Source organism: Metabacillus bambusae, assembly GCF_017497975.1.
Taxonomy (GTDB): domain Bacteria; phylum Bacillota; class Bacilli; order Bacillales; family Bacillaceae; genus Metabacillus; species Metabacillus bambusae.
In genome coordinates this window covers 18,489-33,480 of sequence record NZ_JAGDEL010000008.1, presented here as the reverse complement: position 1 = coordinate 33,480, position 14,992 = coordinate 18,489, and the positions used below count along the sequence as shown (strand labels likewise).

The window sequence follows — 14,992 nt, the reverse complement described above, 5'->3', positions numbered from 1 at the left end:
ATTAATTTTGCTATTAAAAGAAGCATATTTTATAATATATTTCTAGATCTTTCTCCCTACTGAAAAGGGAGGGTTTGTTTGAGATGAAAGAGTCTTAGGTGTTCGGTTTAGAGCAAACTCAATTCTGCAAAATTGACTTTCTCGAACACTATGACTTTTTGATCTCTTTTTTTGTTGACAGGATCCCCCTCTTACTTACTAGTAAAATGACACTTTTTCAATACCTGGCATCACCTCCTAAAAAGGTTTTAATGTTAACTTTTCTCTTTTACGCCTGAACTATCACGAACAATTAACTTAGTAGGGACCGTTACCTTAAGTGGTAATTCACGACCTGTGATGCGATCTAATAGCAATTGAACACTTATACGCCCCATTTGCTCGGTATAAACCTTAACTGTTGTCAATGGCGTGCTTGCAAATCTCGCCATTTGAACATCATTAAAGCTTGCAATCGCGATATCCTCAGGAACTTTCAAGTTTGCCTCACGCAAAGCACGCATAGCCCCGATTGACATAGAATCACTCCCAATAAAAAACGCCTCAGGAAGATTTCCCTTTTTAATGATCGTTTTCATTAACTCGTATCCGTGTGTCATTGTATATTCGCCAATAAAAACGTGATCTTCGTTGTAAAACCCCTCTGATTTCAATATTTTCACAAAAGTAGTATGCCGCTTATCCTCAATTACCTGATCCGTAAATCTCTCTTTCCCGCCGATATAACCAATTTTTTTAAAGCCTTGGTCTAATAAGTGCTTTAAAGCGCTGGTCGTCGCTTTTTCGAAATCAATGACAACCGAATCAAACTTATCCTCATCAGGAGAACAATTAACAAATACAATATTGTCTGAACATTTTCTTACTAAGTGCATCACATTAATATCCATACCACCAATCACAATCAACCCATCGATGTCGTCAATTATCTGCTCTTGATGTTCATCAGATAAACGCATAACCTTGTTGGTGAAAATTCCTCTATTGAGACACTCACTCTCTACACCCTGCCTAATGGAAGTAAAATAAGGATCATCCACACCATCTTCTTGTTCCTCAAGGGTATGCGCTAAAAAAATTCCAATCCTCGGGCTATTTGATTGCGTAAGCTTTTGTTCAGTCTTTCGCTTCTTAACCGTTTTATAACCCAATTGCTTTGAGACCTCTAAAATCCGATCTCTCGTTTCAGGAGTTACTGATATCGTCGGATCATTATTTAATACCCTAGATACCGTTGAACTCGAGACATTCGCATTTGCTGCAATATCTTTGATTGTTGTCATATTTTGAACTACCTCACTACATTTGAATTATTTAAAGGCAACGCCATGTGTTTTTTCACTAAATATTTACTTGATATTTAAAGGTTACCAGATTTTAAAAGCGCTTTCAACATATTTTTTAATAATTTAAATAATTAGAACACCCTTATAAAATATGAGTTTTATAGTAATATATTGATTAGGATAGGGCGATTTCAGAAAACATTAGTAAACTTTTTCCGGAATACCTCTCCTATTTTTCCTAATTACTTAAGAAATAACAATCTATTAATTTACTAAAGTTTTTCCTTTTTGTTAATCTTTCTATTTTAAGAAAACAAATATTTAAATTTCATCCTATAATAAAAAACGGCATTGCACTCAAAGCAACACCGTCTACCTCAACATTCATTTAATTATCCGAGCTATCATAAAGCTCAAATGCCCGTAAAGTCTTTTTCATTTTCACTTGCTCTTTTTCCTCATTATCTTTTTTACGCTTGTTCATTTCCTTATGCTCGTTCACATGTTCATCTCTTGATATCCATGCTTTGAAGGCATCTTGTGATTCCCATTTTGATACATAGACAAATTCAACTGTGTCTTTGTTTTCTCTACGCCAGCATTCAAAGGAAAGGATTCCTTTCGCCTCGGCTATCTGCGATTTGTCTTTTTCTCGCTTATTTACAAGACGCTCCTCGTACGCTTTTTCAATTTCAAAGGTTGCTGTGTTTACAAACATTTGTATCATCCTTTCGAATCTCAATTTTTAGTTTGTCATTTTCTTATTTTATAAAGTCAATTCTTGTTCTCTAGTAAATCTTCCCGTTCGGCCAGTAAACCCTCATTTTAGGTAATAAATTTCTTATAAACCTAGATACTAAGCTGATTCGCGTAAAGATTATAATAAAATCCATGTTGCTTTAATAAATCTGCATGGTTTCCTTGCTCAATTAATTCCCCATCTTTAATGACTAATATTTGATCAGCACGCTCGATTGTCCTCAATCGATGAGCGATAACAAAGCTGGTTTTTCCTTTTGTCAGATTGCGAAGTCCCTTTTGAATTTCAACCTCTGTTCGCGTATCGATATTAGCTGTTGCCTCATCTAGAATTAGAATATCGGCATCTGCAAGGATGGCTCTTGCGATTGATAGAAGTTGCTTTTGCCCTTGGCTTATATTGGACCCACCAGCAGTAATCATTGTGTGGTATTGCGCTGGAAAATGCTTAATAAACCCGTGAGCAGATGCTGTTTTGGCCGCTTGAATAACTTCTTCATCGGTCGCATCTAGTCTGCCATAGCGGATATTTTCCATGACTGTTCCAGAAAATAAATACGGATCTTGTAGCACAATTCCGATTCTTTTTCGTAAATCTCTAAGTTTATAATCCTTACTATTTTTGCCATCTATAAGAATTTCACCTGAATCGCTATCATAAAAGCGCATAAGTAAATTAATGATCGTTGTTTTCCCAGAGCCAGTTGGCCCGACTAAGGCTATCATCTCACCAGCACTAGCTGAAAAATCAATATTTTTTAGGATCTTTTTTTCATTGTCGTAGCTAAATTCAACATCTACAAACTCGATATCCCCTTTAAACTTGCTTACAGAAACAGCATTCTTTTTATCTTTTAAGTCAGGTACTTCATCCATCGTTTCAAAAACACGTTCAGCTCCAGCTAATGCAGCTTGCATTGAATTAAGTAAGGTTGACATTTGGTTAATCGGTCTTGAAAACTGCCGTGAATACGTAACAAATGAAGCAATGATCCCAACGGTTGTCATACCTTTTAACGCCATAATTGACCCGACGCCAATTACAAGCCCTAAACCTAAGTTGCTAAGAAAGTTATTAGATGGACCAAGAACTCCTGAAAACATATCTGCACGCATCGCAGATTTACGTAGCCGTTCATTTATCACATGAAATTCAGCAAACGTATCATCCTCCTTACCGAACAGCGTAATAACCTCTCCACCACTAATTGATTCCTCAATAAATCCATTTAGCTCCCCTATATCTTTTTGTCGTTTTGAAAAGTTGTTCCTACTTATGCTAACGATTTTTTTCGTCACAAAAAGCATCAAGGGAATTGTGATTAAGGATACAATTGCTAACACCCAGTTCAAGGAAAACATGGCAATCGTCACACCTACAACAGTTAAAATAGACGAAATGATCTGGATGACACTTTGACTTAATGCTTGATTAAGGTTTTCAATATCATTCGTGAATCTACTCATTAGGTCCCCATGCTTATGGCGATCAAAAAAATGCAAGGATAGTGTCTGAAGCTTTGTAAACAAATCCTCACGAAGGGAACCTATCGTTTTTAGTGAAACATTAACCATTATATAGGCCTGCAGCCAAGTAAAAAGGGATGTAATAAAATAAATCCCAAGCAGTAAGCAAGCCATTCTGATCGTACCAGACACCTCCTTAAGAATAATATAGTGGTCAATAATCACCCCAATATAATAAGGACCTAGTAAACTTAATAACGAGGAAAGGATGACAAAAAGTGTTGATAACAGCAAACCAGTCTTCTGTCTCTCCATATAGTTCCAAACACGAAGCAAGGTACCTTTCGGATCCTTTGTTTTAACCGGTGGACCAGGTATTCTTCCCTTTGGACCTCCCCCACCTGTTAATTGCTGCATTTTGGCTATACTATTGGTTTGATTACTCAACAACGACCCCTCCTTTCTCAACTTGTGTATTGTAAATTTCTTGGTATAAAGGACAGTTCTCAAGCAGTTGGCGATGTGTCCCATTGCCAACAATTTCTCCATCATCCATTACAAGAATTTTATCTGCATGAATAATCGATGAAATCTTTGAAGCAATCACAAATGTGGTTGTGTTATGATAATCAGATTCCAAGGCTTGTAGAATGGTTGCCTCTGAACGAGCATCAACTGCTGATGTAGCATCATCTAAAATAAGGATTGATGGTTTTCTAATAAAGGATCTTGCGATCGATAATCTTTGCTTTTGTCCACCTGACAGGTTTGTCGCTCCTTGTGTTAGCTGATGGGCATAATTGTCCTCAAATCCCTCAATAAATTCTGTAGCACAAGCATGTTTAGCTGCAGTTTCAAGCTCTTCATTAGTTGCTGACGTTTTACCATATATAAGATTGCTTTCAATACTACCAGAAAATAAGATCGGCTTTTGTGTAATATAGCCAATCGCTGAACGAAGGGATTCTAGCTTGATATTCTTCAGATTAACGCCATCAATGAGAATTTCACCTTGACCAACATCGTACAATCTTGGCAAAAGCTTCGCTAGCGTCGTTTTCCCGCTTCCCGTTGGTCCAATTATGCCAATTTTTTCTCCTTTTGCGACAGTAAAAGAGAGATTTTTTAGCACGTGTTCACCATTTTTACTATAGGAAAAAGAGACATCCTTAAACTCTATATTTCCCTTAACAGTAAAAACTTGCTGTAAATCTTCGAACCTTTCAATCTCATTTTTCGTTTCTAACACCTGTTGAATCCGTTCGGCAGATGGGAATGCCCGCATTAATTGCATAAGAACCATACTGCTCGACATTAACGCCATTAATATAATATTTAAATAGTTGATAAATGCAAGGATTACCCCAACCTGGATCGATCCTTCCTCCACACGTATCACTCCAAGTATGAGAGCAATAACAATTCCACTATTAATCACAAATAATAAAATCGGCATCAGAATCGTAATAATCTGATCAGCTGTCATCGTCGTTTTCGTTAACGAATCATTTACCTTCTTAAACAGACCAATCTCGTAATCTTTACGCACAAACGCTTTTACAACTCTTATCCCAGCAATGCTTTCCTGTAGCTTTGTATTAAGCCGATCGATTCCTTCTTGTACTCGTTTAAACCATACACCGGCTTTTCTTGAAAGAACAATTATGAAAAATAACAGGACAGGGATTAGGAAAAACAAAAGCGGGAACAGCTCTCGAGCCTGAAAAAAGACAATAATAATGCTTCCGATAAAAAGAAGTGGACCTCGCACAAACACTCGCAACGTCATCATTAACGCTGTTTGAACCAATGTAATATCACTCGTCACGATCGTAATTAATTTTCCAGTGCCGAACAAATCGCGATTATCACTTGAAAAATGTTCTACCTTTTTAAATACATCCCGCCTTATATCTGTTGCAAAATTCACGGCTGCTCTTGTACTATAAATCGTACATCCTACCCCACCAGCTAGCCCAATAATAGCAGCAGCAATCATAAAAATCCCCATTTGCACGACATATGTCATATCATTATTTGCTATTCCGCTATCGATTATTTTTTGCATAATCAAAGGCTGTAAGAGATCCATCGTTACCTCTAACGCCATTAATAACGGTGCAAGTACAATAAAAAGCTTATAGGGCTTTGTGTATATTAACAACTTTCTAATGGATTTCATTTATCAAACTCCTTATCATTACTTGGTTATTTTCTTGCCTGCTTTTCAGACCAGTTAATCAACTCATTCCGTCCATTTTTAATAATTGACACAAGCTCAAGTGCAAGTGATGGATCATGCAATACATTCTTCATCGCAAACTGAAACTCTAATTGGAACTTCTCCATCTCTTCCCGTACTAATGCCGCTTCCTTTGATTGCTTCCACATTAAACGGATGCGCCATTCCTCCCAAAAAACATCATCCTCATCATGAATAATGTCTGAAAGAAACTCCACACCATCCTGATTTAATGTGTACACCTTTTTATCCGCTTGTTCATCAACTGAAATTAAGCCTTTATCAAGCAAATCTTGTAAAGCGGGATAGATAGTCCCAGCACTAGGAGTATAAAAACCATCACTTCTCTCTTCCAATAGCTTCATTACCTGATACCCATGCCTTGGCTCTTCCTTAAGAAGCTGGAGGATTGCTAGTTGAATAAGACCTCTTCGTTTTGAGAATTTTGTTTTGATTTTTTCTCTTAAGTGTGGAGGTTTTTCATAGAGGTGGCGGGCTTTTTTTAAACCTTCTTCTGATAGTGATAACATTCCTTCCTTATTGCAGAGTAATTTTTCATTAAGTAAATGATCAATTACATGATTCACAGTTGGAATTTCGTCACTAAGGATATGTAGCAATTCCATCCTATTCATATCTTTACGGCTTATATAAGTAAGAATGGTGAGAATTTCTTGTTTTTTAAAGACTGTCATACGGAACCTCCAATACATTTTTATCTATTACGATAAATATTAATCGATATATAGAAAAACCACAATAAGTATATCGATTATTTTTTTCGACATATAGAAACATTCCTTTATTAATGATGTTGTTTAATTAGGTTATGTAAAATTCTTATATTAACAAGAAAACGACAGCGTATAACTACGCTGTCGTTTTGCTTGTTAGCTGATTTATCTAAGAGGAATGGAAAAGGACGCTTCAAAAGCCATATAAAATGATAAAGTCTTTACTTCGAGAGCATAGCAATTTGATTGATAGATCGCTTTTGGCCCATCACTTGTCTAATTCATCTACATTCATATTGATATCATGTTACAATTAATGAACAATAGAATCGGTTTTCTCAAGGGTGTCGGCACACTCCTAGTAAAGGGGGTGAGGCCGTTTGACGACTTTTGAATCATTGATGTTTGCGGTTGCGTTTGCAAGTCTAATCGTAGCGATCCTATCTTTTGACTCAAAAAAATAATCCACCCTTGAGTTAGCGGCTCAGGTGGATTATTTTTTTCTACCTTATTGGCCGACTCCTTTATAGGAACCGACTATTGTAGACCGATTGGTGTTACAGCACCAACGGTCTTTTTAGTTTATAAAAACGTATTTTCTATATTATACTTAACTTTTATTGGAAATGGCAATAATAAATAAGCTATGCTTCTGTGTTTTTTACTTATTAATGTATTTCCCTTTATTTAAAGGCTCTGTTAAACTTGGTTGTTGATTTCCGCTACAGGCGTTCGCTTTCCGCGTGCGGTCCTGGAGCCTCCTTAGTGCTTTGCACCTTTGGGGTTTCCCTTAGACAAGCACTCCCGCAGGAGTCTCACGTTTACGTTCCAATCAACAAAGTGTCAAAATCAATATTGAGCTTTAACAGAGTATATATAAAAAATCCGCTAAGATTTATAGTAAGGAGGAATACGAAGCCACTCATGTTGTTCCAAGTATCGTTTTACTTTTAAACCATATATCGTTTTTCTCATCATAATTTTCACAAAGATCAACCCTACATCCGACCGAATTGATTCAGTAAGTCCTCTTGACGCATAGGTAACACCCATTGCCAAATTATATGACATTAAATTAACAATTTCCTCATCATTTAATTTAGCTCCCTCTGGAATATTTTGATATTTGCCAATAGGCTTTTCTGGAGTTGATTGAGGTAAAGGAACTCCTTCCTTCCTTAGAAACTCGGTTAATTCCTTTTTAATAGGTATATGTAAATTTTCTTTTACATCTAATAATATTTGCTTTAATTCTTCATCCTGAGCAAGATTATAGCCAATTTCTTCATTCTTCATCGTTGTTTCTGTTCCAAGTAAAAAAAACCAAAGGTTGGTCACTTCCATTACATTCAATGGCTTCTTTTCATCATCCATAAATGGTTCAAATGCATCATGAATCATTTCAAATAAGTTCACGTCTATTCATCCCACCAAACATAAGATATAATTTGTTCTTATGATATGTTTTCCAATAGACATAAAAAAATGCTACTTATTGAAATATTTCTCGAAAAGCTTTTCCGCTGTTCGTGTAGCAAGCGCCTGTGTAGTAAGGGTTGGGTTCGGCCCACCAATGCTGTTAAAATGTACACTGTTATCAGCAATGTATAATCGTTTTACTTGATATGATTCACAATTCTGGTCAACAACAAAGCCCATTCTCATCGTGCTTTCCAAATGAATCATAACACCTGAAGGCCAATTAGATCTAATTATTTTTTTTGCCCCTGCTTTACGTAGAATATCAGCCGCAAACTTAGCTAATTCACTTTGTCTCTTAATGGATCGTTTAGTAGGTTTATATTGTACGATAGGAATAGGTCCATGTTCATCATTAATAAACGGATCGACCGTAACTCCATTTCGTTGATCCACTTCATCATCTGTACATACTAAGATACTTAATGATCTACGATAATTAGTCATTAATTCTTTCAATTCATATCCAACAATTCGCCCCTGTGAATCCTCATGACTATTTGGCATAGATGGATGTAAAATATTATATCCTAATTCGCTCATTCCATGAAAAGAAGCAGTTAAGCCTGGACTCATCCCAACAGTCTGCAATGAACCTAGTCCAGGATAATCTAACCTTGCACCACAAGTGTGGCCAACAAAGGGATCAACATTTTCGCTTCCTAAAATTAAATCCAAGTCCTTTTCATCAAATATACCTGTTAACCAGTCCATATAATGATTAACCAAGCCTTTTCCTACCCATGGATTCTTAGGCAACCCTGAATTTAACCATAGACGAGGACTTTCAATACATCCTGCAGCCATCACAACAGCATCTGCCAGCAATTCTTCCTGCTCTCCAGTCCAAACATCTCGAACAATTACTCCAATGGCATTTGAGTCTGAAGGAGCTTTATTTTCTGTTATGATTTTTATCGTAAATGCATTCGGTCTTATTCTGACATTACCGGTACTTAACGCAAGCGGAACGTAGCTCACATTTGTTGAACGTTTGGCGATTTTATCCATTGAAGGTCCATGTGGACATCCATTTATACAATGCCCTGCAAGTGTACAGCCCTCCATTAATGATAACTGCTCAAGTGGTATAGTAGGATTAGTAAGATTCTTATTGGGAGGCAATATAGCGTTAGGCTGCGGACGAAACCCAGGGGTTGTTACATTTAGAGTAGGAATCAGCTTCCAGCCTGCCTGTTTCGCCCCATAATAGAATAAGTCTTCTTTTGCAGTTGTGGGGGCAAAATTAACAGGCAAAATAGCTTCAACCTTTTCATAATATGGAACCAATTCTTGATAAGAAAGAGGCCATACATGATCAACTGCTTCTGGAAACGCACGGGGTGAATTAGCTGTATACGTTTGTGTTGTTCCCCCTACACCAGAATTTTGCCAAATTAGCGCTTTTTGATTAGTTTTCCGAAACCATTGTGGAAGACTGCGATCTGCTGGTCCCCAGCGTAATCTACCGGAAACCAAATCATTCATGTTTGCTTCATACTTGTTAAACGATTGTCTGTACAGTCTTATATCTAAATCATCTTGACTAGAGCTGAATTTGTCTCCTGGTTGTTGATTCGGGTTTGGCCATTTTTTGTTACCATACCATGGACCTGCTTCCAGAACTAGAACGTTTAACCCCATCTCTCCAAGTTCCTTCGCGATGACTGCCCCTCCACCGCCTGCTCCAATCACAATCACATCCTGTTCAGCCATTTCGATCCCCCCTTTTGTGCGGATATTTTAATAAAAATCCTCGTAAATCACGATATCCAAATGCTACCCCTGGATAGTTTGATTGACACCAACCGATTGGAAAATACTCCAATAGTCTGTTATCAGGCTGTAAAAAACGTGTTGTTCCATAAGCCGGCCATTCTGAATAATAACCAAATAGGGTGAGTTGGTTTAGTACATCCATCATATTACGAATAAGTCCAGGGTTATTCGTATAAGGTATTGGCAAACTTGCAAGATTAATGTCAAGGCATTCTAATAAGGTAATAACACGAAATCGATCACTTCGAGATAGATAGGTAAACGGATTCCTTTTCGTAAACACCCTCACGTCTAGAGGACATTTTGCCCGCCCTGACTGAACTAAATAAGCAGCTGCCGTATTCAGCAAATCCGCTGTAGCAGCTGACATCGAAGAATTATTTAAGTTTAGCTGTTGCTTGGATGTATTTGCCAAAGAATGATCCAGTGTCCAAATAACATATTCATATACTTTTACAAGCAGTGCATCCTCTACTTGAACGGCTCCTAGTGTTGAAGTTATGTACTTTCTAGGTTGAATAATCATTTGAACAAGTGCACGAAAAGTTGCCCTTGTCTGAACGTCAAAAATACCATTGTCTTCTCCGGTTCGCAAAAGCTATCCCCCTCTTTGAAGATACGTACCCTTCCTCTTAATCTTATTTTTGCGTTTATTTTTCTATGTCTAGAAGTTAGTTGGATCATTTTTTCACAGTAGAAAATATTAGATTCCTTTCGCATTACCTATATTCGCCTTTCACTTGAATGGCTAGTAACTGGATTTTTCCACTCCCAAGTACAAGCTTATCCTTACTAATTAGAACTTAGATGCATATTCACAAAAGTAAAAGGTGAATTTATATATAATTAATAAATTTAATGAAGCAAAAAAGAACAGGGTAATTAATTCTTGGAGGTTTTTTCGTGGAAAATATCAGTAATAACCTAAGCCTTACATCATCAGAAATAGCAAATCTTTGGTCTCAATATATCAATGATTCTTTATCAATTTGTATTCTTTATCATTCTATTAATAAGGCACATGATGAGGATATAAAGGATGTACTTGAATTTGCGCTTAAAATAGCTGAAAATCATATTAATAAAATAAAAAATTTTTTGAAACAAGAGAACTATCCTATTCCAAAGGGATTTACAAAAGAAGAAGATGTTAACCTTAATTCCCCTCCCCTATTTACAGATACCTTTATATTAGTGTATATACATGTTATGACTTTACTCGGATTGACTGGCTATGCTGGTGCTGTAGGCACTTCTACCCGCAAAGACCAAATAGCCTACTTCATTCAATGTAATAAAGAAACAATGGAGCTATATGAACGGACCTTAGATGTTTTGCTAAATAAAGGCATTTACAGTAGACCCCCACGTATTAACGCCCCAAATCAAATTGATTTTGTAGATCATCAACGATATTTATCGGGTTGGTTTGGCAAAAAACGACCTTTAAATGCCATAGAAATTAGTGGTATTAGTTTTAACATGCTAAAGATTATCGTGAAAGTCGTATTAGAAATTGGATTTGGACAGGTCTGCCAATCAAAAGAGGTTAGGAAATATTTCCAAAAAGGGAAAGACATTTGTGAAAAACAGTTCAATACGCTTAGTTCTACTTTAACTAAAGATGAATTAGCATCTCCAGCATCATGGGTATCTGAAGTAACTAGTTCAACAATTCCACCCTATTCAGATAAACTGATGTTAAATCATATTGTCATATTGGTATCCTCAGCGGTCGGATATTTTGGAGCTGGTTTAGCTGTTTCTCAAAGAAGAGATCTTGCTTTAGAATACACACGTCTTATGGCTGAGGTAGGGTTATATGCAGATGATGGAGCCGAACTATTAATAAGTAACGGATGGATGGAACAACCACCATTAGCTTCTGACCGAGAAAATTTGGCGAATCATAAATAATTCTTTCATACGAATTCTTAATGCAATCTATTAGATTTAAGATCATTTTTTTAATTCGGTTCGTTAAAACAGTTGCTTTCTTCATTATTTACTGTCAAGATAATGAAGATAAAATACTTTAAAAGAACTCGTAGGTGATTAACATTATCGAAATTAAAACATCCCCACTCAGTGATGGGGAATTCAATAGAGGAGTATTTGCAACAACTGATATAGCAAAAGGTACACTTCTACATGAAGCACCAGTCATTTCTTATCCAAATGAGCAACACATTCATATCGAGAAAACGTTACTTGACGATTATGCGTTCGAGTATGGGCAAAACCACACTGCGATATTGTTAGGCTATGGTATGCTATTTAATCATTCGTATCAGCCTAATGCTACTTATGATATCAATTTTAAGAACCATACGTTTGATTTCTTTGCTTACAAAGATATAAAAGCAGGGGAAGAGATCCTCATCAACTATAATGGTGAGGTTGATGACAACGAACCACTTTGGTTCAATAAAGATGAGATTGCAAATGACAAGGATGAAACAAAAGGCTGATTATTTCCCTTTTTTATTCTAGATTCTAAAATGATTGATTTTACTAGTCACTGCCAGAGCGAATTAGACTTTTTTCTTAAGGTGTTAATTCGTTCTGATTTTTATTCACTTGAGTAGCCTCTTGGTTCTCATTCGTCCATTTGTACGCAGGATCTTAGGATAATAACCAAGAGGTTTTTGTATTTACAATGCCCCTAACCTCTCCGTTTTTCATGCATATACTTAAACCATTTTTTCAGCTTATAACTACAAAAAATATACCCAACACTAGCGATAAAAGATACTCCAATTGATAGCTTCATTATAAAGGCATTTACGGTATAGATACCTGCAGCTATTCCTAAGAAGCCAAGTAGAGTTAATTGGAATGACTGTTTTTTTGATTTTCATAGGTCATGAACTGAAAATGTCTTCTTTGTTCGGTTTCCTTTAAATATTCTAATTTTTTTGGAGCATCTAAAAACTCTGTGTTTAGATTTTACAGAAGATGTAACGCGAGTAACACATTTGAAGAAATTGACTGAGTTTTGAAGATAAGATAAGTTTATTAAGACTTCTTACAATCTCAATTTTACTTAGAATTAAAAAAGTCTAAATAGATATTAAGCAGTAAAAATACATATATCAAAGGAATATTGTATTTTTACAGCTTATTTTAACGTTATTAACAGAGCTTATACTAAAGTAAAACCAAACATGCTGTCCATTTGTTAACTATTCAATTATTTCCCAGTGCGGATTCCAGACTACTTCCCACAAATGACCATCAGGATCTTGAAAGTAGCCAGAGTATCCACCCCAAAAAGTGTCATGAGGCGGAACGGTTATACTAGCACCAGCCTGCTTAGCCTGTTCCATTACCTTGTCCACTTCTTCTTTACTATCTACATTGTGACCAATAGTAAATTCAGTAGGACTAGATACGGTCTGATTAATCTTTGCATCATGAGCAATATCTTTACGATTCCAAATAGCAAGTTTTAAGCCTTGTTGTAAGTCGAAAAAGGCAACGGCACCATGCTCAAATTCTTTGCCAACTATACCTTGAGTCGGTAGTCCAAGCCCCTCCTGATAGAACTGTAATGATTTTTCTAAATCATCTACTCCCAATGTAATTACTGTAATTCGTGGTTTCATAAAATAATGATACCCCCCTTATAAAAATATGATGATGTCTAGGTATACAAACAAGTAATGCAGACTTCCATTTTATCGTAAATTACCCTTCACTTAAAATTGAACAAGCTAGGAATATTTCAATACACAAGCATCATGATACGTAGAAAGGATGTGAGTTTATGACAAATGAGACAATTATATAGGAACTAAACACGTTGTTAAGGGGTATATACATGGGTATACGTCCACTTGAACACTATATCAAAAAGGTAAACAATAGTGAATTAAAGAATAACTTTCAGTCTATGCAACAGGACATAAAGCAAAATGCCCAAAAAGTAGCGGAACGAATACAGAATTTAGGCAGAGTTCCAGCCGACGATGAAGCGGTCTCTGGATCGATGCATAGCTTTATGCATAAAATCATGCTCCCTATTGATTCAAAAAAAATCATTGAGGATGCTTTAAAAGGCATGGATAATTATGGTGTGCAATATTCAGAGGAGTTTGTAAAAGGTGATTTAGATCAAACTAGTAAACAAATTGTTGAGGAAGTTATTGATACTAGCCGAAGACATGTTGAATACTTACGACACTTACTACATTAAAAATAGAACAAGAAGACCAACAAAAGTCGTTGGTCTCCTTGTTTGACACCCGTATTTTTCACAATTAATAACAGCTATAAAGAATGGCAGCATAAAATCTTATCTCTGAGAAGAAATCTATTTTTCTTCTCTCTGCTTTCTTTTATGTCTCTCTATAACAAAACAAAGGTAACCAACAGATAACATACCAATTCCTCCCATAATAACGGCTATAATGTCAGGTGTAGCAATTTTGAAGTTAATAAACATTGTGCTAAAGCCAAAACTAATTATTATTAGAGCTAACCAGTGAGAATATCTTGAAAAAAACTTTTTCATTACATAAATCTCCTCGACAAAAAGATGATATATTTACTTTCACTCCATTAGTTACAGTAAATCCTTCTCTAACCTAAAACGCCGTTCTAAGTAACTAGCTTTTCGTTAAAAAAGGCTTATCCGATATATCTGATTCTACATTAATTAACTATATCACACTCTGTATAATATAAAATTTTCCATCCATTTCAAGTTGAATACTAAGAAATATAAAATTAGATTGTTAAAGTTCTTTTACTCAATGATGTTGTTCATGACTTTCAACCTGTTTTTGCAAACCTTTTTGCAAGAAATTCAATTCACTTTCAGATAATTCTCCTACAATAAACTGTTTTTGGGGAATAATGACAGAACCATTATTGCCAGCATGGACTTTTATATAGTATAGACCATTACGATCAAATTTCTTAGTAATACTATACATGCCGTTTCCTTCCTCCACAGCTTCTTCCATCTCATATTTGAGAGAACCATCTTGTTTCCATATCTCAAAGTGAACAAAATCTGCCTCTGTTATCCTTTTCCCATCTTGTGTAAGTGTTGCCTCTATTGTTTCCTGTTTATTATCTGAAAAGGATTGTGGCAGGATTATTTCGACTTCAAGAGGTATTTCCTCTTTGTACAGATTCGCGACATCCTGGTCGAGTGAACATGCACTTAACAGCAGGCTGACATGTAAGATGAAAGAAATACATATATATTTTCTCACAGCGAAAGACATCCTTTACAT

General features: G+C 36.0%; 14 protein-coding genes. 3 read left to right on the top strand and 11 right to left on the bottom strand.

The genetic code is table 11. From position 1 onward, the window contains the following. Positions 1-254: 254 nt before the first annotated feature. The 8 genes from I7822_RS12415 to I7822_RS12380 all read right to left on the bottom strand — a co-directional run bounded on the left by I7822_RS12415 (position 255) and on the right by I7822_RS12380 (position 10,341). Positions 255-1,283 carry a LacI family DNA-binding transcriptional regulator gene (locus I7822_RS12415; protein ID WP_207978533.1) on the bottom strand — a complete coding sequence of 343 codons (1,029 nt, stop codon included), beginning with the start codon at positions 1,281-1,283 and terminating at the stop codon, positions 255-257. A gap of 391 nt (positions 1,284-1,674) precedes the next feature. Further along, positions 1,675-2,004, bottom strand: coding sequence for an antibiotic biosynthesis monooxygenase family protein (locus I7822_RS12410; protein WP_207978531.1), 330 nt, complete (start codon positions 2,002-2,004; stop codon positions 1,675-1,677). Between the two features lie 131 nt (positions 2,005-2,135). Continuing rightward, positions 2,136-3,929, bottom strand: a complete 1,794-nt coding sequence (locus tag I7822_RS12405) for an ABC transporter ATP-binding protein (RefSeq protein WP_207978803.1) — start codon at positions 3,927-3,929, stop codon at positions 2,136-2,138. A 22-nt stretch (positions 3,930-3,951) separates the two neighbouring features. Beyond that, entirely contained in the window at positions 3,952-5,694 is a 1,743-nt protein-coding gene (locus tag I7822_RS12400; RefSeq protein WP_207978529.1) for an ABC transporter ATP-binding protein, read from the bottom strand. A gap of 26 nt (positions 5,695-5,720) precedes the next feature. Next, a complete protein-coding gene (locus I7822_RS12395) occupies positions 5,721-6,449 on the bottom strand; it encodes a PadR family transcriptional regulator (protein ID WP_207978527.1) in 729 nt (242 codons plus the stop codon). Between the two features lie 927 nt (positions 6,450-7,376). After that, complete coding sequence (locus I7822_RS12390; protein ID WP_207978525.1) at positions 7,377-7,904, bottom strand: DUF3231 family protein; 528 nt, start codon at positions 7,902-7,904, stop codon at positions 7,377-7,379. A gap of 72 nt (positions 7,905-7,976) precedes the next feature. After that, a complete protein-coding gene (locus I7822_RS12385; RefSeq protein ID WP_207978523.1) occupies positions 7,977-9,683 on the bottom strand; it encodes a GMC family oxidoreductase N-terminal domain-containing protein in 1,707 nt (568 codons plus the stop codon). Next, positions 9,676-10,341: a hypothetical protein gene (locus I7822_RS12380; RefSeq protein ID WP_207978521.1), complete on the bottom strand. Its 666-nt coding sequence runs from the start codon at positions 10,339-10,341 to the stop codon at positions 9,676-9,678. Before I7822_RS12380 ends, I7822_RS12385 begins: the two co-directional genes overlap by 8 nt. A gap of 308 nt (positions 10,342-10,649) precedes the next feature. On the opposite strand from I7822_RS12380, the gene I7822_RS12375 reads away from it, so the two are divergent. Further along, entirely contained in the window at positions 10,650-11,663 is a 1,014-nt protein-coding gene (locus I7822_RS12375) for a DUF3231 family protein (RefSeq protein ID WP_207978519.1), read from the top strand. A gap of 143 nt (positions 11,664-11,806) precedes the next feature. Further along, the gene (locus I7822_RS12370) at positions 11,807-12,217 is read left to right on the top strand and encodes an SET domain-containing protein (RefSeq protein ID WP_207978801.1); all 411 of its coding nucleotides are present in this window, start codon (positions 11,807-11,809) and stop codon (positions 12,215-12,217) included. Positions 12,218-12,931: 714 nt separating this feature from the next. Here I7822_RS12370 and I7822_RS12365 read toward each other — a convergent pair. Beyond that, positions 12,932-13,354, bottom strand: a complete 423-nt coding sequence (locus I7822_RS12365) for a VOC family protein (protein WP_207978517.1) — start codon at positions 13,352-13,354, stop codon at positions 12,932-12,934. A 197-nt stretch (positions 13,355-13,551) separates the two neighbouring features. Here I7822_RS12365 and I7822_RS12360 point away from each other — a divergent pair, with 197 nt between their 5' ends. Further along, a complete protein-coding gene (locus I7822_RS12360) occupies positions 13,552-13,944 on the top strand; it encodes a DUF2383 domain-containing protein (protein WP_279381957.1) in 393 nt (130 codons plus the stop codon). Between the two features lie 117 nt (positions 13,945-14,061). Here the strand turns inward: I7822_RS12360 and I7822_RS12355 are convergent, their stop codons facing one another. Both I7822_RS12355 and I7822_RS12350 read right to left on the bottom strand, forming a co-directional pair. Then, positions 14,062-14,262, bottom strand: a complete 201-nt coding sequence (locus I7822_RS12355; RefSeq protein ID WP_207978514.1) for a hypothetical protein — start codon at positions 14,260-14,262, stop codon at positions 14,062-14,064. A gap of 238 nt (positions 14,263-14,500) precedes the next feature. After that, on the bottom strand, positions 14,501-14,971 hold the full coding sequence (locus I7822_RS12350) for a FixH family protein (protein ID WP_307847738.1): 471 nt from the start codon (positions 14,969-14,971) through the stop codon (positions 14,501-14,503). Positions 14,972-14,992: the final 21 nt, after the last annotated feature.